The sequence below is a fragment of the Leptospira noumeaensis genome, assembly GCF_004770765.1.
Taxonomy (GTDB): Bacteria; Spirochaetota; Leptospiria; order Leptospirales; family Leptospiraceae; genus Leptospira_A; species Leptospira_A noumeaensis.
The window spans coordinates 77,430-97,103 of the sequence record NZ_RQFK01000014.1; the positions used below are offsets into that span (position 1 = coordinate 77,430).

Here is a 19,674-nt window from a genome sequence, read left to right on the forward strand (position 1 = left end):
AACATGGCAGATGTTTTAGTAGTTGGTGAATTAAAAAACGGCGAACTTAAAAAAATCTCAAAAGAACTCACTTCTGCAGCTCGCAAAATTGCGGACTCCATTGGTGGCAAAGTTCATACAGTAATCATTACTGAAAACGTGGATGCGTTTGCAGGTGATTTGAAAGCGGTTGGTGCTGATACAGTAATCGGTGCAAACCTTGGCGAATTTACTCCTGAAGGTTATGCAAATGGAATTTTTGCAATCATCCAAGAGAAAAAACCAGCAGTGGTTCTTCTACCACACTCCGCACAAGGAAAAGAATACTCTGCAAGAGTAGCGATCAAAGCAAATGCTGGAATCGTTGCTGATGCGGTAGCTCTTTCTGTTGACGGTGGTAAAGTTGTTGCTAAAAAACCAATTTACTCTGGAAAAGCTTATGCAAATTTCAAAGTCACTTCCGACATCCAAATCTTTACAGTACGTGCTAACTCCCAAGAAGTAACTCCAAAAGACGGAGCGGGTGCTGTTGAAAAATCTGGTGCAGCTGCAGGCGAAGTAAGAACTAAGTCTCTCTCTAAAGATCTTTCTGGTGGAAACAAAGTACAACTTGCTGATGCTTCTATCATTGTGTCAGGCGGACGCGGAATCAAAGGACCAGAAAACTGGCCTATCATCCAAGACTTAGCAGACACACTCGGAGCAGCACTTGGTGCTTCTCGTGCGACTGTAGATGCAGGATGGATTTCTCACTCCCACCAAGTAGGACAAACAGGTAAAACTGTCTCCCCTAATTGTTACATTGCTTGCGGTATCTCCGGAGCCATCCAACACTTAGCGGGTATGGGATCTTCTAAATACATCGTTGCCATCAACAAAGATGGAGATGCTCCTATTTTCAAAGTAGCAACTTACGGTGTCGTTGCGGACCTTTTCGAAGTAGTGCCTGCACTTACTTCTGAGTTCAAAAAAGTATTGGGTTAATTCCCAATACGAACTATCAAACTTTGAGGAATTTCCTTCCCAAATTTACGATTGTTCTCCTTTTCTCTGTCCAAACGGGTTACCTTTGGGCAGAGGATGGAAGAGATCGCCTGAATGCCGTCATAGGCAAAATGAATTCTCTCGAAAGTTTTCGCGCCTCTGTCACCATCAACGGTGGCCTAACGGGTGTCGTATCTTTCAAAAGCCCAAACCAACTCCATGCTCGTTTCAGTGACGGACGGATCATTTCCTCGAACGGCAGGATTTTATGGTTTTATAATCCAGACTCATCCATAGCAGGAAAACAAGACCTAAAAGGTGTTTCCGGCGGACTCGGTGGCCTACTTTCCGGATACGAAAATGTGTCGGTAAGTGGAAGAACTTTTCGTCTTACTTCTACTACCAAGCGGTATAATGAAATTATCTTGGTTGTTTCCGATAACGACCTTCCCCGCGTACTCAAAATGAAACGTTCCGATGAAGAAATCACCGAAGTGGCCTTCTCAGGCATAGCTACCAATATTGGTCTCGGAACAGGACTATTCAACTTCCAACCTCCCACAAGCTCACAAATTGTTGAGAACCCTCTCAACCAAAAGGAGTGATTGTGACTCCGGTCTCCCGCACAGAAGCACATAGAGTTTTTGCCGACTTGTACCGTAAAACGCGGACACCGGAACACCAACAGCTCATTGATGAGGCCATTTTAAAATCAAACGACGTATTCATTCGTATTGATCTCATCCGAAAAGTAGATGAAGATTTTGAAAGTAAAAACAAACCCAAAAAAGAAGACAGTCGGGATCGTGGTCTTCCTGAAAAAGAACAACCAAGAAGAGAAGTCATTTCTCGCACTAATACTCCGGAACCTAAACCAAAACGTTCTAGTGACTTAGTCACAATCGATAGCGCCAAACAAAAACAAAACCCTGGAAAAAAAAGAGCCATTGAACAAAAGCAAGGTGGCGGTCTTCTTGCAGGATTGTTTGGTGGAGGAGCTGGAAACACAAACAACTCGATTAGTAAATTTGCGAAAGAAACGGGAACCATTGACATTGGACTTTTTGGTAGGAACCCTACGATTTCCAATAATGTGGAAAAACTATTTCGTGGAATGAAAGAAGATGTTCTAATTCCCACCATCCAAGCCCTTCGTGTTTCCGAACAACAAGGATGGAGGATTTGGACTCCACTAGTTTACAATATCATCAATAATTTTAATAAGTTTTTTAATTCCTTTGCATCGCTTGATGCACTTATCTTAGATAAAATATCCGCTGATATTTTTTTAGAACGTTCTCTCAAGATGCAAATGTTTTATGTGCGTTTCCTTCAAAGAAACGATGCAAATGACATCATTCTTTCTAACCTTCCAGACATTGTTAAAATGGATGAGAAACTCACACCAAAACTTAGCAAAATTATGGAAGGAGTCAACTACGCACTCAACCTAGAAAACAACAAACCTAGGTTATCTGACGCCATCACTGCATTTTACATTGTAGCAAAGAAAAAAATGTTCACTTGGCCAGAGATTGTGGCTGATTTAAAAGTTCCTGCCATCCAAGAACATAAATTTCAAGCAGCCCGTGAAATACAAAAAGAAGTAGAGATCACGGTTGCTAAATTATCTGACGACATCAACACTCGAACTTTCAAAAAAGAAGAACTCGCAAATCTTCGCACACGTTATTTTTCAATCGATGATAAAGGAAAAATCAGTTTCGATTTTCTGAATGTAGTTGTGGATGATTTTATGGCACACCATATGCCTGAATCGGCAAAAAGCCAAACTGTCAAAAATAGTTACAAATCACAACCGCATAGACTCGTTTATCTTTTGTTACGTGATCTACAAACAGTCTATATCAACTTAATTGAAGGGTATGTTCGTCTTGGTGATAAAAACCAAAACCAAGAACTCCTTATCATCCAACCAGGACTTTTTAGAAACGAAATTGACCAACTCAATTCGTTAGTTCGAACCATTGATAATTTTAATAAAAAATTCCCAAGTTTCCAATATAGTTTTCAACAGTATGGAATGGATAACAGCACAGGGAATGCAGCAAATGATCAAATTGCAGGAACCATTGTCCTCGCCTTACAAGAATCATCCGAATTTTTTGGAAGTTTTGCGGGAAAACTCAATATCATTGTAGAAAACCATTTGATGGCAAAAGCCACAGAAGCCAAAGGGAAAGTGAACGATAAAATTTCCTCCACAAAGGACAAAGTCATTGAAGAAGTAAAAATTTCCCAAAGGTTCATCCCCCATTTTGACAAAGCTGTTGTGGCGAAAGAAAGAATCAATGGGATGAAAGTGGAAGATGTTTTTGTTCAATTCACTAAGTATTTATATAACTATGCGGTCATTTTCAAAGATCCTGCAACCACATCTAAACTCACAGCTCATCGCAAAATTGAACAAGAGCTCATTAAACTAAACAAAGAATACGAAAGGCTTACCTACTCTACGTTTAACAAAGAAACAGAAGGTAGTTCCGTATCTTCTGAAAACCAGAGTTCTGATTCCATGGATGAATCGGAAGGAGAAACATGAGAGTCCTTACTGGATTACAACCATCAGGCAAACTTCATTTAGGTAATTATTTTTCTGCGATTAAAAAAATCTTGGACTACCAATCCAAAGAAGATTTGTTTCTCTTCATTGCCAATTTACATGCACTCACTACATTTAGATCTAAAGAAGAACTAAGAACCTTCACCATAGAATGTGCAATCGACTTACTCGCACTAGGTGTTGATCCAAAAAAATCCGTCTTCTGGGTTCAAAGTGATGTTCCCCAAGTGACTGAACTCACTTGGTATCTTTCTCAATCCATCACAGTGTCTCAATTACAACTGGCTCATTCTTTTAAAGACAAAGTGGCCAAAGGTTTTGTTCCAGGTGCCGGACTTTTTACTTATCCTGTGCTCATGGCAAGTGACATCTTACTTTTTTCTGCAGAAAAAGTTCCCGTAGGAAAAGACCAAAAACAACATTTGGAATTTGCTCGTGACATTGCCGAAAGATTCAACACTCAATTTGGACAGGCATTAATCATCCCAGAACCAGACATTGATGAAAACACAGCCACAATACCAGGTGTAGACGGGGCAAAGATGTCCAAGTCTTACCAAAACACCATCGACTTCTTTGGAACCGAAAAAGAAATCAAAAAGAAAGTGATGTCGATTGTGAGTGATTCGAAGGCCGTAGAAGACCCAAAAGATCCGGAATCCTCTGTTATCTTTCAAATCCATTCTCTTTTTCTTTCCCCTTCAGAAAAAACCTCCCAAATGGAAAAATACAAACGAGGTGGGGTGGGATATGGAGATCTCAAAAAAGATCTACTCGAATCTATCCTAAATCATTTTGCCCCTTTCCGGAGAAAACGAGAAGAACTGGCACAAAACTTAGATTATGTGCATCAGGTTCTAAAAGAAGGAAAAGAAAAAGCAAAAATCGTTGCAGAATCCAAACTTGAAGACGTTAGAAAAACTCTGGGTATCTACCCTTTTTAATTTCTAAAGAACCAAACTCACTTTCCATTTACCTCTCTGGATATGAAACCGGAGATTTACTTACTCCCCAGATCCGATTTCGGTTGGTTCTGTTTGGGAATTTGTAACAGTGCATTTTTCCTAAAACTCGGCTGCCAAATACCCGGTTTTCATTCTTTTCTCCTCTTAATCTTTCTCTCTTTATTTTTCCTTTATTCCCTCCTTCCTCAAATGGCAACGCATAGAAACGACAATCGAATTTATCTCTGTTTGATCTCATCCCTTCTTTTTTTGTTAATTGCTAATTTACAGGTTAGTCCAAGTCCAAGAACCATAAATCCCAGTTTCCGCTCCTATTTAGAATCCCAAATCAAAAAGTCACCACTTAGTAAATTTGAATCGCGAATCGTTATGGGTTTGGTCACTGGATCCACAAAAGAAATCCCAGGAAGTTTCAAAGAAATGGCAAAAGAATCTGGCATCTTACATTTGTTTGCTGCTTCTGGATTACATTTGGGGATTTTTATTGGTTCTTTACAATTTATAGGAAATCTCTGTTTTACCAAAAACAAATGGATTTCTCTTATACTTTCTCTAGGACTCGGTTTTATTTATTTGGCAGCTTTGGATTTTCCAGTTTCTTTTTTAAGAGCCTATCTTTTTGTTTTTTTATCTCTTACAGCTTCTCTGTTTTACAGAAAAATTGGGCCAGCAGATTTACTTGTGATCTCTTCAGCCTGCGTTGCCTTTTTCCTATTTTACGATTTTTTAAGTATTGGTTTTTTATTATCCTTTGGGGCAGTTTTTGGTATTTTTTTTATCAAACCCTGTTTTGATTTTTGTTTTCTTCCCAAATCCAAATCTTTTTTGAAAGAAAATCTCCACTTAACACTTGCTTGTTCCCTGTGTAGTTTTCCCGTTTTAGTTTATTACTTTCGGTCTTTTTCTTTTGGAGGGATTGGAATCAATTTTTTGTTAGTTCCATTGGCGGGAATTCTTTTGCCCACGCTGTATTTGAGTTTGTTTTTACAAAGCCTTGTTCCCACATTTCTTGTAGAATCAATTTCCTCTTGGATTTGGGTTCCGGCTTCTTTCGAATTATCCTTATTCTTAAAATTATTTTCTTGGATCTCTTTCCATGCCAGGGGTTACCAAACTTGGGCCACAGTCCCAACGGGACTTTGTTTGGTTTCTATCTTCCTCATTTTTTGTTTCACTTTTTATCCCAAACTCAAAATGAAACACATACCTATTTTAAAATTTTCTCTATACCTTCTTCCCTGTTTATTTTTTGTTTTATCGTATTTTTTTCCGAGAGAAAAAATCCCCGGTTTAGAAACCAAATCGGGGAAAAGAAACCTTTCTCTCCGCTTGGAGGATCATTTATACGTATTTGGGAAATGTGATTCTAAAAAAATATTAGAACCGTCACCCGGATCTCCACCACCGAAAAAAATATCATTTGAAAGTGAAACTTGTTTGCAAGGGATTCTTTCCCAAATGTCTAAATATCAAATAACGGATGTTTATTGGCATGGTTCCAAACAGGAATTGGATTGGATCTCACACTTCCAATTGCCCATAAAACCAGTAAGAACCGAAATCCTCGGAGCTAGTATGAATCCAGGTTTTTCCATCCTTCGTTTTGATGGGAACCCCAAAGAGGTAGACCAGTTTCTAAAACAAACAAAACTTGTTAATCAATCACAAAAGGATCCTAATTGGAAAGGAGTTTTACTTTTGGACTTTCCTCCATGGAAAAAAAAGGAAGCGAAAGAATGGATCCAATACCAAAAACTACTTGGGATTTCCACTGCCTGGAAAATGATACTCGTTGAGGATAGTTTTGAAATCCCCTTACGCCACCATCTCCAATATCCAGACCTTCTTTGAAGCCAAAGGCATAAGGGCCCAAAAGAAATTTGGACAAAACTTTCTCATTGACCAAAACATAGTCAATTTCATTGTGAACTCCACCGAATCATTGTTAACCAAAGATATCACTTTGGCAGAAATTGGAATTGGTCTCGGAACTTTAACCTATCCCGTCCTCGGTTTGGACAAAAAAACCTACCTTTTTGAAATCGATCATGCCTACATCCAATTGGCTAAGGAAGAAATTTTACCTAAATTTCCCAAAGCACTGTTATTTGAAGGGGATGCATTAGAAAATCTTTTCCATATCTATCAGGAAAATGTTTTTGTATTCGGGAACTTACCATACCACCTAACAACAGAAATCATCAACACCCTTGTCATTCATTGTAGAAATTTCCAAGGGGGAATTTTTATGGTGCAGAAAGAATTTGCAGAACGCCTTGTGAAAGAAACTTCGTCTTTATCTGTATTTCTCTCTGCGTTCTGTGATGTGAAGTATCTGAAAACTGTGCATAAAAACTGTTTTTTTCCAATCCCCAAAATCCACTCGGCCCTCATCCTTTTAAAACCCAAAAGCCAATCAAAACCAATGGAATGGCGACTAGAAACAGAAAGAGAAATAGAACTCTGGTCACGGATGTTACGCACTCTCTTTTGGGGGAAACGAAAACAAATCCAAGTAAGCCTCAGAGAATCACCTTTTTCGGAAGACCCAGTGTTTCGTGAAGCACTAGGAAAAGCCATTCAGTCAGCAGGGGTTCCACCTACGGCAAGACCTGAAGAATTGAACCGTGAACAATTTCTGACTTTGGGTCAACATTTGCTTGACCATTTGTCAAAATGATGGCAAAATTATTTCCGCCATGTTCGAGAATTTCACACCTCCGCCCATCGTTACCTACGCCATCCCGGTATTCTTCCTACTCATTGGAATCGAAGTTTACATCGGATACCGCAAAAACAAAGCCCTCTACCGGCTAAACGATTCCATCGCTGACTTAAGTACAGGGATCATCTCCCAAATCTGGGGACTTTTCCAAAAAGGAATTGGACTTTTTGCTTATTTTTATATCTACGAACATTTCCGTTTTTTCGAATTTGCACTTACCAACCCATGGGCTTGGGTTCTCTGTATTGTTGGTCAGGATTTTTGTTACTACTGGTCCCACCGTTTGGCCCACGAAGTCAATATCCTTTGGGCAGGACATGTCATCCACCACCACAGCGAAGAATACAATTTGGTAGTGGCCCTCCGCCAAACCGGACTCGGTGGGATTGTCTCTTGGATTTTTTATGTTCCTTTGGCTCTAGTCGGATTCCATCCTTGGATGTATCTTGCTAGCGGACAAATCAACCTAGTGTATCAATTCTGGGTTCACACCAAAGCTGTGGGTAAAATTGGAAAAATTGGAGAATACCTTCTTTCCACTCCTTCCCACCACAGAGTCCACCATGCGATTAACCCCATCTATATAGATAAAAACCACGGTGGGATCTTTATCATTTTTGATCGTATGTTTGGAACCTTCCGCGAAGAAACAGAACCTTGTGTATATGGAACAGTGAAACCCCTTCGTAGTTTCAATCCTGTTTATGCTAATTTTCATTACTACTGGGAACTCATCAAACAAGCAGCGAGTGCTCCCTATTTCTTAGATAAAATTAAGGTCTTTTTCAAACCGCCAGGTTGGTATCCAAGAGAAGGCACAAAACCTTCTGGATTTTTACCCATCCCGGAAGTCAGTCCCGAGTCCTTCCATAAGTACGATCCGAAACCAAACACCGAAGTAAGAGCTTATACAACCACTTGGTTTGTTCTGGTTCTCCTTTTGTCTTTTGCCTTCCTTCTCTTTGTGGGAAAATTCGCTTTGATTTCCCAAATCCTTGTGACCGTTTGGGTGACCCTTTCTTTACTCGCCATCAATGCCCTCATTGAAGGGAAATCCTGGGCCGGAGCCATGGAAATCACAAGGCTTCTGTTTGGATTTCTTGTCATTGGTTACTTTGATGTGGGCTGGGCCTACTATGCGATTGGGATTGTTTGCCTCCTTGTTGCAGGAATCTACCTCTACCGTACGAGCGGACAAAAAGCCCAAGCCGCTTAGCCGCCGTTTTCTCCGAAAGATCCGAACAAACTTCCTTCCTACCAGAAAGATTCTGGTAGGAATTTGTGATTTCCTAAAGTAAACACTGTTCTCTAAACATTTTCCTTACGGAAAAACGGATGACCTAAAAACCACTCTCAGTGTTATGTCACATAAATGCCATGAATGAGGCGGATTCACCGATCGTTCCCCTTGACCGAACGAGGCCCCGTGAGAATTTGGCATTGCACCATAGTTTTTGAGGCGAAATGAGATGAAGCGAAACCGAAGTTACTATATCATTCTAGTCCTAATCCTGTTTGTAGTGACCTACTCCGCCTATGCGGCCTACCAGAAGCAAAAAAATGGTCCTGTTTTTTTGGACAACCATGTCTTCCAACGTTATAACGAGCAGTGGGGACTTTGGGTCGACCTAAACGCCGAGAGAAAAAGCCTTCTCGAAAAAGCTTCCGAGTTTGGAATCCTAGCCCAAGAGGTGATGGAGATCAACAACCTAAAAGAAGCAGATCTAAAACGTTTGAAACGCTCTATATTTTTTCCTTACTCAGCAGAATACATGCGGGGACTCCAAGAAAAGGAACTCTTTCGCGAAACTGTTGAATCTCCCATTGACCAATTCATTTGGCCGGTTCTTCCCAATCACAAATCTCGAATTTCTTCTCGGATTGGAAGGCGTTGGAACACCTGGCATACGGGTTTAGACATTGCCATTCCTAAAAACTCCATTGTCCTTGCTGCTGCCGACGGGGTGGTGGAAGAAGCAAACCGAAGTGGTGACTATGGTTTGGCAGTCAAAATTTACCACCATGACATGAACCACTTTCATACCGTTTATGGACACAACCAAGAGTTACTTGTGAAACCTGGCGATGTAGTTCGTAAAGGACAAATCATTGCATTCTCTGGAAATACAGGGAAGTCAACTGGTCCTCATGTTCACTTTGAAGTTCGATTCCATAACGTGTACCTCAATCCAGAAAACTTTCTCACTCCGTATGAAGAAGGTGTTGCCACAAGCATCGTAGGATTTGCAGACTAAGTATTAGTGACGAACCTGACAAAGAATAGTTGGACGGACGAAATTTTCGACCGTCTGACAACCATCATACCAAAAGCTCCAGGCCTTGCCTGTTTTGATTTCGACAACACACTCATCCGTAACGACTTTGGTGAAAAAATCATGGAAGAACTCCTTCATGATGGACTTATCTACGTACAAAAAGATCTATCTGATTTTTTTCGTGATAAAGAAACATGGAAGGATCATACCAAGTTAGAAACTACCGAAAAAGAAAGATTAATTTGGGAAGAATACAGCTACCAACTTAAAGAATACGGAATCGAAACGGGATACCGTTGGACTAGTTTTATCTTCCAAGGAATGAACCAAAACGAATACTATGAAGTGTCTAGACGCACTTGGGAAAGAGTCAACATTCCTAACAGTGATTCGGGTGTATTTCCACAAGTGGAAATGAAAGACCTCATTGGTTATTTAAATTACCACCATTGGACTGTTTATATTGTGACTGCTTCCCCAGAACCTGGAATTGCTGCAGTTTCCCATTTTTTTCCTGTAGAAGAATCCAAAGTGATCGGGATGAGACAAGAGTTAGGTGAAGATGGAAAATACTCACACAAACTGATTGAACCTTATACCTATGGGGATGGAAAAGTCAAAGCCATAGAAGAAAGGATTGGTGTGTATCCAGACTTAGCTTTTGGAGATTCTTTTAATGACTATCCTATGCTTTGCCGGGCCAAACAAATGGCAGTGGGCATCAACCGTGACAATCCTGAATTTGCCAAAGCTTGTTCCGAAAAGGGAATTTATGTCCAACCTTATTTTACCTTTCCACCAGTATTCACATGAACCGACTCTATTTAGTATCTAATTCCATTGGGAATGACGCCGACATCCCTCCTCGCACCAAAACCTTATTAGAAGAAGCCGACTGGATCATTGGTGAGGAACAAAGAACGACCTCAACGATACTGAAAAAGTTAGGAATCGCAAAACCATTTGATCTACTCAACGAACACACTTCTCGTAAAGAGATGGATGAAATTGGGATGAAACTGGCGACTACAAAAAGAACCTGCCTCATTTCTGATTCAGGAAGTCCAGGCCTCGAAGATCCAGGCAAATGGCTTGTCCCTCTGGCATGGGAAATGGGTGTGGAAGTTCGTTCGGCTCCAGGTCCAACAGCCCTCGTCGCAGCCCTCACAAGTTCCGGATTTGCCACCTCCCCCTTTCTATTTTTGGGATTTTTGCCACGAGAAGAAAAGGAAAGAGAAAGGACTCTCAAACAATACTTGGGTCTTGGGATCACCATTGCCTTTTATGAAACCGCCTACCGAGCCAAACACTGCTTAGAAACCTTGTCAAAAATTCTCCCAGGCGACCGTCAGATTTTTCTTGCCCTTGGGATTTCCATGGCGAGCGAAACCAGCTACCGAGGTTCGGCCAAAGAAATTCATAAAAAATTTCCACAAGGCCTAAAACTCCCCCCGGTCTTTGTGATTGAAGAGAAAAAAGAAAGGTCGAAACGATAGTTTCTTGACAGTACCTCTGTTATATTGGACGCTTGGACAATGGTAAGTAAAGTAGAGCAACCGAGTGACGGAATAGACCAATTGATTTCAGAATCAGGCGATTATATAACAGATGTCGTCAAAGAAAATCTGAAACTCATCCGCCATACAAAAGGTTTTTCTTTGGACAAACTCGCAAACCGATGTGGTGTGAGCCGCGCGATGTTATCGCAGATCGAACAAGGAAAATCGGTACCCACAATTTCTGTGTTATGGAAAATTGCAAACGGACTCAACGTTCCTTTTTCCGAACTCCTTAAAGAAAAGAACCAAGACGGAATTCATATCCTCAAAGCAGAAAACTCAAAAGTATTGTATTCCAATTCCAAAGTTTTTGCAAGTCGCGCACTGTTTCCCTTCCTTGGAAATCGTAAAACAGAATTTTATGAACTGATTTTAAAACCAGGTGGACATGAAGTTGCAGAACCACATAAAACAGGAACCACTGAAAACTTGGTTGTTGTTTCCGGCAAACTACGGTTACGCGTTGGTGAAAAAGTTGTAGAACTTGACCAAAAAGATTCTGTGTTTTTTAAAGCTGATGTTTCGCATGAGTATTCCAATCCCACAGACCAAGAAACTTTAATGTATCTTGTTATGGATTACACGGACGAAATAGGTTAAGATTGGAATACAGAGAACTCAAAGTCAATTTACCCAAAGAATTATCTGACAGTTTTTACGAACTGTTGGATACATTACAATGTGCTGGTTATTACGAAATTTTATTTGATGGAGAAGCTCCCAAAGAAAAAGACCAGGGCCTAATCCGAGACAATACCAACATTCGAATTTATCTTCAAACCGATGAAATAGACAAAGAACTAAAGGTTCTTATCTTTTTAAAAATCCATGCTCCAAATAATTCGAATTCAGAATCTCGAAACATTGAAACTCGAGACTACGAAGAAGCTTACAAAGAATATTATAAACCATTTCCGATTGGAACCAAACTTTGGGTGATCCCAACTTGGGAAAAAAATGAACCGGATACCATCAAACTTTGGAAACCAAACGGTGGGATTCCCCTCTTCATCAATCCAGGTGTTGCATTCGGAACAGGACACCACGAAACCACCAAACTTATATTAGAGTATTTAGATGAACTTTATACTAAGGGTGAGTTCCAATTTTTATCCGCTTGTGATGTGGGAACGGGTTCAGGAATTTTATCCATTGGCCTTGCTAAATTCGGAGTATCCAAAATTTTTGCTTTGGACATTGATCCCAATGCGGTGAAAGCAGCTTGGTCCAATTGGACGGAGAACGAATACCCAAAGGGATTTCAATTTAGTGTGGAAGAATCCGGAATCGATAATCCCAAGTTATCGAATTTCAAATATGATTTAGCGATTGCCAATATTACCTATGCCGTATTATCACAAAACATTCGTCATCTGGCAAAAATTGACGCACCAAGAATCATTTTTTCTGGAATCATCACTGAAAAAAAAGATCAGTTCTTAGGTTTATTACAAAGCCATTTACCAGGCAAACTCCTCTACTCCAAAGAATGGAATGAATGGTGGGTTCTCGACTGGGTTCGTAACTAATCTTTATTTAAATATTTAATTAAACTTACCTGGTTTCCCCTATCGTTGTATTCGATACGATCAAAAACAGACTTTGTCATTAGAATTCCACGTCCATGTTGCACATGGGCTTCGTTCATTGCTTCTATTGATTTTTCCATATGTTTTTTATGATCAAAACCACGACCTTCATCTGTGATTCGATAGGCTACGTATTCTTTGGTAAATGAATATTCGATTTTGACTCGTTTTTGGCTATAACGCGGATCTTCTTGTCTTTTTTGTAAAAACTCTAAATAATTTCCATCGATGAGGGCCTTCGACTTTTCATCAAAACTAATATTTAAATTTCCATGTTCCACTGCATTGATTATAATTTCACGAACAGAAGATCTAACTTCCGTTTGCTCAATTGTATTTAAGTATTTTGCAAGTTGAGAAGTGATCTTTTGAGAGACAAGTTCCGCATTACGTAAGTAATTATTCATGGAAAGTTCAATTTTTTCTGATTCAATGAGTTGGATGATGGTGTCTTCATATTGAGAAGACATAGTAACAAGAACTTCTCTTGTTTCATCAAAGTCGATGTACTGCAATCGGCAATACATCTCTTTTGGTTCTTTTACATATTTTTGACCAAACTCTGTTTTGAAATTAATAATGGAACCTGTCATTTTTAAATCAGTAAGTTTGTCATTAACATACATCACATTATAATCTGATTTTTGATCCCTACCCATATAGAGTAAGTCTGTGATTTTTTTCCCACGTAAATCATCCAATCGAAAACCCATATGTTTTGATAGTGCCCTGTTCGCATTGATGACTTCAAAATTTTCGTTCATCATAAGAATCACTTCATCAGATCCTTGGAAAATTTCTCGGAACCGTTTTTCGGATTCTTCAATTTTCAATTTTGCATGCGAAAGTTCTCTTAGATTGTCTCTGAGACTTCTTGTAAGAAAGTTAATTCTATCAGCAAGACCAAGTGACAACAAAATTGTTTGTAAGGCAGTTCCTATTTGGATGGTCCAACGTGTGATTTGGTTGTCTGGTAAAATACCCAAACTCTTCAATGAATACAAAAGAACACCCAATAGAAAAAAAGACCAAGAGATCAAAAAATACCGAGCCGCCCTGACATTGGATAAATAAGTAGAGGCACCACTAAAAACCATAATGAGAGCCGTCGGAACCGTTAGAAAAATGGCAGTCACCATCGCAATACGGTAATGAAGAAAAAACAAAAGTCCTGAAAAGAGAAATAAAATCCCTGTCCACACCCACATGATTTTTGAAATTTTTGGTAAGTGTTTTTTTAAATTGAGATAGTTGTCCGTAAAAAAGATTCCAGTGATACAAGAGAAACAAATAAAAAAAGGAAGGGAATAGTTTCCCCAAAAAATCCAATCCGGCCAAAGATACTGAAAGGCAAACCCGTTGTTAATCAAATGGAAAAAGAAAATGGAACTAATAAAAAATAGATAATAAAGATAACTTTTTTCATAAGTGAAGATATAGATAAAAAAGTTATAAGCAACCATCACAAACAAAATCCCATAAAACAATCCAAAGATCATTTGTTCTTTGTTCAATTGGTCATAAAACTCTCGTTCTGTCCATATACTAAGTGTTAGTGGAATTGTAGATTCGGATTGGATTCGTAAATAATATATGGAACTAGAACCCGGTGCCGATTCTAATGGATATACAGGATTTCTATAGTCCAAATTTCTTTTTGAAAATGGATGGATATCACCTAAGGTTCTCACAAGTGTTTTGGGAAGGTTGTTTCCAAAAATCTGAATTTCATCTAAGAGAGGAAAATCAAATACTAAATTCCAACGGATGAGTTCCTCTGTGGGATTTTGAACTTGCACCCGAACCCAAAATGTCGACCGAGAAAAACCCAAATTGGGTGAGGTGATTTTTTGAAATCGGGAATCGTTTGATCCATTGATGATACTTGTTTCTGACAGAGAGAGGTCTTTGTCTTCTAAAACCAGAACTTCTTGCCAAATCAGTTTTCCCGAAAGTTGGGGCGAAAGTACAATGGCGGATTCCGAAAACAAAATTCCCGGGAAAAATACAACGAGGCTAACAAAATAAATTTTCAAATGGCGGAAAAACAAAGTATAGATCTCCCAATTCGCTTAAAAAGACAAAGTTACTAGATTGTATTTTTCTAATTTTTCTAGCCTTTTTTGTTTCCTTTGTCAAAATAGGGGAAAGTTCTATGAATCGAAAAAGTTTCTTACAAAAGCTGAGCGCTGTTACCTTCGGGGCAGGATTGATCCTTCCCAAAAAAACATTCGGACAAACCACAACAGTTACGACTGCCGAAACCAAACCCAAGTCTAGCGGTGGAAAAAAAGCTGTCGTTCTCGGTGGTGGCCTCTCGGGACTCTACTCTGCCTATCTGTTAAAACAAACAGGGTATGATGTCACCATCATTGAAAGGGGAGAAAAATTAGGTGGGCGGATTGCCACCTATGAAAATGCAGAACTTGGAATCTTACAAGATTTAGGTGGAGAGTGGATTGGAGAAGGACAATCGGACATCAAAAGTTTGATCAAACAACTGGGTTTGGATTTAATTCCTTCTAATATTACAGACAGATTTTCACTTCAAAAATCGAATTCTGATTCATTAAAAATCTCATCTTCTTCTCTGGAAACCTTGGACAAGGTCATCGAACTCCATAAGTCTCTGGGAAACACACAAAAACAAGGATTGGACAAAATCAATTTTTCATCCTATGCCCGCTACCAAGGATTAACTGAAGAAGAAATTCGTTCTATGAACGAATTATACCGAGTCATCTTAGGTGCCGATTTAAATCAAATTTCAAGCGAATCTGTGTTAGATGACCTTTCGGCTTTCCAATCAGCTTTGAAACCAAAATTTCAAGTGCGTGGTGGAGCTGAACGAATCATAAAAGAACTATCTAATTCTTTACGAAACCAAGAATTCATTTTAGGAGAAACAGTCACAAAGGTTTCTCAACAAAAAAACCAAGTTACCGTAGAACTGTCATCTGGACGTTCCGTAAAGGGAAGTTTGGTAGTTTGTTCTCTCCCTTCTGCTGCGGTTCTGGATATCAAATGGACACCGGGTTTACCAAAGGATTTGATTTACTCTGCCCTTCGGATGCAAACGGGAAAAATATCCAAAAACTTAAGTTTGGTCAAATCCAAAGATTCCTTGTCGAAGTTATTTTTATCCACCAACACGGCCGCAGAAACCTTATATGTATCAGAATCTGCCATTGGAAACAACGTAACTGCTGTTACTTCCATAAGCACAGGAGATAGAGCTTCTTTATTCGAAAAAGGTAGTGATCGTCAGAAAAAAAATCTAATGACCTCTTCCTTAGAAGAAGTAAACGATTTGGAACTTATCCTCGATTCACCTTTTATCTTTCATAGTTTCCAAAAATCAACGGGAAGAGCGGGATTTGTTTCTTTGTTTCCACCGGGTAGTTTTGGAATCAAAGATATTTGGGCCGAACCTTTCGAAAGAGTCTTTTTTGCAGGAGAACATTTGGCATTCCATACGGGAAGTATGGATTCTGCCGTTGCCTCTGCCATCCAAGCCGTCAGTAGAACATAAACTTATGTGTTTTTTAATCCGAAGAGAAACCTTAATGGTTTTATCTTTCGGATTAAAAATTCATATAGAAAAAAACTGCCACCTAACACCACCATTATATGCAGTGAAAATTTAGTCCACAAACTCCAATCCAAATTCCGTATCCAAAATGCATACAGGAGAGAGATGGGATGGTGGACTAAGTAAATGGGGAGACTTGCCTCAATCAAATAAGATCCTAATTTACCTTCTTTGTTTCCGAATGTTTGCAATACTGATACAAGAAAACTAGTCCACAGGAAGGGAGACAAAACCCATAAAAAAATATGAAATCCCCTAATCCAAACATTCACATATTGAAAATAGATCCAAAGCGGATCTTCAATTTCCATATCTTTAAATAACAAATACACAACGATAGCCCAAACAAAAATCGCCAATGTTTTGGTATTGGAATGGTTATTTTTTTGGATTAATATGGTTTTCCAATGATAAGTGAATATTCCTGTTAGAAAAAATGAAAACTGGAATACAAAGGTGAGTTTAAAAATCCCGTAATAGGATTCTCCTTTTGAAATTTGTGAATGTGAGAAAAATACAAAAAGAAAACAGATAGATAGAAGAAATAAATATCTAGGAAGTCCACTTTGAATTTTATCCCAGATCTTAAGAGTAAAAAAGGATTTAGGAATCAAACTATAAAGAATGCTAAAACAAAACAAATCAACTAAAAACCAAATATGGGAATGTTGGAAATGATCCTTGGTAAAAAAATATTCCAAAAAAGGAAGAAGTTCTAACTCTTTTGTTTTTATTTTTTCTGTGAGATAATATTGAATGGGTGCTAAAAAAATCAGTCCAAAAATCGTAGGTACCAAAACTCTTTTGAATCTTGCTTCCAAATAAAACAAAGATCCTTTTTTTTCCCAGACCATAGCGGAAAAAAAACCGGAAATCATATAAAACATAGGCATCCGATAACTGTGGATCCAATAACAAAAGTAGGATAGAACATCACTCCTGTTTGTATCCTGAATGGCATATTTGATATCCGAAGAATACACAATGGCTGCATGGAACACAATTCCAAGTAAGAGTGCAAAGGATCGTAAATTATCTAGGTAAACCAATCTTCCCATTCTTACAACTTTTCCTTGACGAAGAGAAAAAAACAGATTTTTTTAAACTATGACGGAAAGTCCCTCGGATTCATTTTTCTCCGATGTGAGTGATGAAGAAATTGCTCGAGAAAGAAGAAAAGCAAAAGAGTTAAAAGCCAGTGCCTGGTGGAAGAACAAACGTTCTTCTGGGATTTGTCATTACTGCGGAAAAAAATTTAAAGTAGATGAACTTACGATGGACCACCTAATTCCAATCATACGAGGAGGAAAATCAGTGAAAGCTAATTTAGTTCCTGCTTGTAAAGAATGTAATTTCAAAAAAAAACACAGCTTACCTTTTGAGAAGGAGTTCTTTTCCTAATGGACATGAAGGATTTAGGATTTCAAGGAGATGACTTTCTTCCATCCAGAGTCACAGAAGAAATTGATCTTGTAGATGAGAAGGGAAACAACTACCAGTGGGAAGTGTTTTATTCCTTTTCACAAATGGGAAATGATTATCTTGTTTTCCTTCCTTCCACAGAAGCGGAATTTCAATTTGTCAATGTTGAAATTGATGATCCTGATTCCGATGTCCCCGGATACATTGTTATGCGAATTGGACAAGATGAATCCGGAGAGGAAATTTTAGAAGAAATTCTGGATGACGACGAATTAGAAGAAATTCGTGAATATGTGGAAGATGAAATTGGGATTGTTGGACAATTTCTCAACCGGGAGGAATGACAAGAGTTTCCCCTTTACTCACCACTTCTGATTTTTGATTGGTCCAAACAATTTTCATTTTCACAGCTTTCAATCTTTCTACTTTTTCCACAACTTCCACAGAACATGTGATTGTATCTCCAAAATATACTGGTTTACGAAACTTAGTTGTGGTTTCTAAAGCAACTGTTCCAAGTCCAGGTAGTTTCATCCCAAGAACTGGTGCCAGTAAAGAAGCAGCAAGACCTCCATGAGCAATCCTTGTTCCAAAGTTTGTTGTTTTTGCATACTCTTCATCGACATGAAGTGGATTAAAATCTCCACTGATCCCTGCAAATAAATACACATCTGTTTCCGTAATGGTTTTGCTAAAGGATGCAGAATCTCCTATTTGGATTTCTAAAAAACTTTTACCCTTTTGGTACATTTGAATTTTCCTTGATAATTACTTTTTTAGGCGAAAAGGCAAAGTGGTAAAATACACCTTCGTTTGGATTAAAAGAACATTCTACCTCGCGGCCATTCATCTGACTACATAATGAAAAAATAACGGAGAGCCCAATGGATTCCGCTTTTCTAAAATTTAACCCTGGAGGAAATCCCACTCCGTTATCTCTGTATTTTAATTCATAATTGAAATTATCCGTGACAATAAAATCAATTTTGATCAAAGCATCTGGTTTGCCACCGACAAATGCATGTCGAAAACTATTGGTCAACATCTCCGTGATCATAAGTCCCATAGGAATCGCATCCACAATATTAAATTCCAATTTTTGGATATCTAGTTCGATGCTAATATCTGTTCTCATATACATGAGTTTAATATTTTCAACAAGACTTGTGATATAATCCACAGAACTAAGTCCAGATAAGTTTTTACTACTGTATAATTTTTCGTGAACAAGAGCAATGGCTTTGATCCGAACAATACTTTGTTCCAAAATATCAGCAGTTTCTCTTGGAGAGGAATAAACTTGTAGCTGTAAAAAAGAAATAATAACCGCTAAATTATTTTTTACTCGGTGGTGGACTTCTGTGAGTAAGGTTTCGTTTTCTTTCAGTGACCGTTCGAGTTTGGATTGGTTTTCCATATAACTCGTCATATCGGTAATGACAGCTACCGCTTTATTGGCACTACCTTCATTACTTGGTATAAAAAGTCGATGTTCTAACGCCCAGTTAATATGACCATCTAACTTTCGAATGCGATACAAAAGACCGGTATGATTCTCTTTTAGTTGGTTCATCCAGATATTAGTCATCCGGTCTCTGTCGAGTTCATGGACTCTTTCCATCAGTAGTTGCGGGTGGGTGAGGATTTCTTTTGTAGGAATGTCAAAAAGTCTGGATACTTGTTCACTCAGAAAATCAATTTTCCAAGTATCTAAATTGAAAACGATGACAGCATCTTCAATCCTTTCTAAAATCACTTGGAAAAGTTGGTCGGATTCTATTTTCTCAAAGAGTACCCTTTTTTGTCTGCGTAATTCACGAACGAGGAGGACAAAGATAATCGCAGCAGAGAGAGTGACAAATCCCCAACCTTTCAGACTTTGGAACTCACGAATGTCTTCGGTGGAGGCGAAGATTAGAGAAATCGCATAGTCTGAAAAGTAAATCCAGATGTAGCCGAATAACAAATAAAAAAATGCAATTCGGCCAGCTGCTTTCAT

19 protein-coding genes are annotated in these 19,674 nt (G+C 38.7%); 15 read left to right on the plus strand and 4 right to left on the minus strand.

Features of this window, described 5'->3' with window-relative positions; translation table 11 throughout:
- Window positions 1-3 precede the first annotated feature (3 nt).
- The 12 genes from EHQ24_RS06385 (at window position 4) to EHQ24_RS06440 (ending at window position 12,601) form a co-directional block, all read left to right on the plus strand.
- Window positions 4-963 (plus strand): electron transfer flavoprotein subunit alpha/FixB family protein, encoded by a 960-nt coding sequence (locus tag EHQ24_RS06385; protein ID WP_135600842.1) that lies wholly within the window; start codon window positions 4-6, stop codon window positions 961-963.
- 23 nt (window positions 964-986) lie between these two features.
- A complete protein-coding gene (locus tag EHQ24_RS06390) occupies window positions 987-1,568 on the plus strand; it encodes a LolA family protein (RefSeq protein ID WP_135600843.1) in 582 nt (193 codons plus the stop codon).
- A gap of 2 nt (window positions 1,569-1,570) precedes the next feature.
- Window positions 1,571-3,526: a hypothetical protein gene (locus tag EHQ24_RS06395; RefSeq protein ID WP_135600844.1), complete on the plus strand. Its 1,956-nt coding sequence runs from the start codon at window positions 1,571-1,573 to the stop codon at window positions 3,524-3,526.
- Window positions 3,523-4,491, plus strand: coding sequence for a tryptophan--tRNA ligase (gene trpS, locus EHQ24_RS06400; RefSeq protein WP_135600845.1), 969 nt, complete (start codon window positions 3,523-3,525; stop codon window positions 4,489-4,491). Before EHQ24_RS06395 ends, trpS begins: the two co-directional genes overlap by 4 nt.
- Before the next feature lie 42 nt (window positions 4,492-4,533).
- Window positions 4,534-6,363: a ComEC/Rec2 family competence protein gene (locus EHQ24_RS06405; protein ID WP_135600846.1), complete on the plus strand. Its 1,830-nt coding sequence runs from the start codon at window positions 4,534-4,536 to the stop codon at window positions 6,361-6,363.
- Window positions 6,317-7,192 (plus strand): 16S rRNA (adenine(1518)-N(6)/adenine(1519)-N(6))-dimethyltransferase RsmA, encoded by an 876-nt coding sequence (gene rsmA / locus EHQ24_RS06410; RefSeq protein ID WP_135600847.1) that lies wholly within the window; start codon window positions 6,317-6,319, stop codon window positions 7,190-7,192. The genes EHQ24_RS06405 and rsmA overlap by 47 nt, the downstream gene beginning before the upstream one ends.
- A 19-nt stretch (window positions 7,193-7,211) precedes the next feature.
- Window positions 7,212-8,453 (plus strand): sterol desaturase family protein, encoded by a 1,242-nt coding sequence (locus EHQ24_RS06415; protein WP_135600848.1) that lies wholly within the window; start codon window positions 7,212-7,214, stop codon window positions 8,451-8,453.
- A 253-nt stretch (window positions 8,454-8,706) separates the two neighbouring features.
- The gene (locus tag EHQ24_RS06420; protein ID WP_135600849.1) at window positions 8,707-9,492 is read left to right on the plus strand and encodes a M23 family metallopeptidase; all 786 of its coding nucleotides are present in this window, start codon (window positions 8,707-8,709) and stop codon (window positions 9,490-9,492) included.
- Window positions 9,493-9,498: 6 nt separating this feature from the next.
- Window positions 9,499-10,326: an HAD family hydrolase gene (locus EHQ24_RS06425; protein ID WP_135600850.1), complete on the plus strand. Its 828-nt coding sequence runs from the start codon at window positions 9,499-9,501 to the stop codon at window positions 10,324-10,326.
- Window positions 10,323-11,009 (plus strand): 16S rRNA (cytidine(1402)-2'-O)-methyltransferase, encoded by a 687-nt coding sequence (gene rsmI, locus EHQ24_RS06430; protein ID WP_135600851.1) that lies wholly within the window; start codon window positions 10,323-10,325, stop codon window positions 11,007-11,009. Before EHQ24_RS06425 ends, rsmI begins: the two co-directional genes overlap by 4 nt.
- Window positions 11,010-11,048: 39 nt before the next feature.
- Window positions 11,049-11,672, plus strand: a complete 624-nt coding sequence (locus EHQ24_RS06435; protein WP_135600852.1) for a helix-turn-helix domain-containing protein — start codon at window positions 11,049-11,051, stop codon at window positions 11,670-11,672.
- Window positions 11,673-11,674: 2 nt separating this feature from the next.
- A complete protein-coding gene (locus EHQ24_RS06440) occupies window positions 11,675-12,601 on the plus strand; it encodes a 50S ribosomal protein L11 methyltransferase (RefSeq protein ID WP_135600853.1) in 927 nt (308 codons plus the stop codon).
- Here EHQ24_RS06440 and EHQ24_RS06445 read toward each other — a convergent pair.
- Complete coding sequence (locus tag EHQ24_RS06445; protein ID WP_135600854.1) at window positions 12,598-14,712, minus strand: 7TM diverse intracellular signaling domain-containing protein; 2,115 nt, start codon at window positions 14,710-14,712, stop codon at window positions 12,598-12,600. The genes EHQ24_RS06440 and EHQ24_RS06445 overlap by 4 nt on opposite strands.
- Window positions 14,713-14,816: 104 nt before the next feature.
- On the opposite strand from EHQ24_RS06445, the gene EHQ24_RS06450 reads away from it, so the two are divergent.
- Window positions 14,817-16,193 carry a flavin monoamine oxidase family protein gene (locus EHQ24_RS06450; RefSeq protein WP_135600855.1) on the plus strand — a complete coding sequence of 459 codons (1,377 nt, stop codon included), beginning with the start codon at window positions 14,817-14,819 and terminating at the stop codon, window positions 16,191-16,193.
- Between the two features lie 2 nt (window positions 16,194-16,195).
- On the opposite strand, the gene EHQ24_RS06455 is transcribed toward EHQ24_RS06450, so the two are convergent.
- A complete protein-coding gene (locus tag EHQ24_RS06455; RefSeq protein WP_135600856.1) occupies window positions 16,196-17,311 on the minus strand; it encodes an acyltransferase family protein in 1,116 nt (371 codons plus the stop codon).
- A gap of 49 nt (window positions 17,312-17,360) precedes the next feature.
- Between EHQ24_RS06455 and EHQ24_RS06460 the strand changes: the two genes are divergently transcribed.
- Entirely contained in the window at window positions 17,361-17,654 is a 294-nt protein-coding gene (locus EHQ24_RS06460; protein WP_135600857.1) for an HNH endonuclease, read from the plus strand.
- On the plus strand, window positions 17,654-18,019 hold the full coding sequence (locus EHQ24_RS06465; protein WP_135600858.1) for a DUF1292 domain-containing protein: 366 nt from the start codon (window positions 17,654-17,656) through the stop codon (window positions 18,017-18,019). The genes EHQ24_RS06460 and EHQ24_RS06465 overlap by 1 nt, the downstream gene beginning before the upstream one ends.
- Here the strand turns inward: EHQ24_RS06465 and EHQ24_RS06470 are convergent.
- The gene (locus EHQ24_RS06470; protein WP_135600859.1) at window positions 18,003-18,425 is read right to left on the minus strand and encodes a MaoC family dehydratase; all 423 of its coding nucleotides are present in this window, start codon (window positions 18,423-18,425) and stop codon (window positions 18,003-18,005) included. The two genes, EHQ24_RS06465 and EHQ24_RS06470, sit on opposite strands and share 17 nt — an antisense overlap.
- Window positions 18,409-19,674 carry a sensor histidine kinase gene (locus EHQ24_RS06475; RefSeq protein ID WP_135600860.1) on the minus strand — a complete coding sequence of 422 codons (1,266 nt, stop codon included), beginning with the start codon at window positions 19,672-19,674 and terminating at the stop codon, window positions 18,409-18,411. The genes EHQ24_RS06470 and EHQ24_RS06475 overlap by 17 nt, the downstream gene beginning before the upstream one ends.

Excerpts from the sequence above, each read along its gene's own strand:
- EHQ24_RS06385 (WP_135600842.1), top strand. The coding sequence starts at position 4 with ATGGCAGATGTTTTAGTAGTTGGTGAATTAAAAAACGGCGAACTTAAA.
- trpS (WP_135600845.1), top strand. The coding sequence starts at position 3,523 with ATGAGAGTCCTTACTGGATTACAACCATCAGGCAAACTTCATTTAGGT.
- EHQ24_RS06405 (WP_135600846.1), top strand. The coding sequence starts at position 4,534 with ATGAAACCGGAGATTTACTTACTCCCCAGATCCGATTTCGGTTGGTTC.
- EHQ24_RS06415 (WP_135600848.1), top strand. The coding sequence starts at position 7,212 with ATGTTCGAGAATTTCACACCTCCGCCCATCGTTACCTACGCCATCCCG.
- EHQ24_RS06420 (WP_135600849.1), top strand. The coding sequence starts at position 8,707 with ATGAAGCGAAACCGAAGTTACTATATCATTCTAGTCCTAATCCTGTTT.
- rsmI (WP_135600851.1), top strand. The coding sequence starts at position 10,323 with ATGAACCGACTCTATTTAGTATCTAATTCCATTGGGAATGACGCCGAC.
- EHQ24_RS06435 (WP_135600852.1), top strand. The coding sequence starts at position 11,049 with ATGGTAAGTAAAGTAGAGCAACCGAGTGACGGAATAGACCAATTGATT.
- EHQ24_RS06450 (WP_135600855.1), top strand. The coding sequence starts at position 14,817 with ATGAATCGAAAAAGTTTCTTACAAAAGCTGAGCGCTGTTACCTTCGGG.
- EHQ24_RS06455 (WP_135600856.1), bottom strand. The coding sequence starts at position 17,311 with ATGGGAAGATTGGTTTACCTAGATAATTTACGATCCTTTGCACTCTTA.
- EHQ24_RS06460 (WP_135600857.1), top strand. The coding sequence starts at position 17,361 with ATGACGGAAAGTCCCTCGGATTCATTTTTCTCCGATGTGAGTGATGAA.
- EHQ24_RS06465 (WP_135600858.1), top strand. The coding sequence starts at position 17,654 with ATGGACATGAAGGATTTAGGATTTCAAGGAGATGACTTTCTTCCATCC.
- EHQ24_RS06470 (WP_135600859.1), bottom strand. The coding sequence starts at position 18,425 with ATGTACCAAAAGGGTAAAAGTTTTTTAGAAATCCAAATAGGAGATTCT.
- EHQ24_RS06475 (WP_135600860.1), bottom strand. The coding sequence starts at position 19,674 with ATGAAAGCAGCTGGCCGAATTGCATTTTTTTATTTGTTATTCGGCTAC.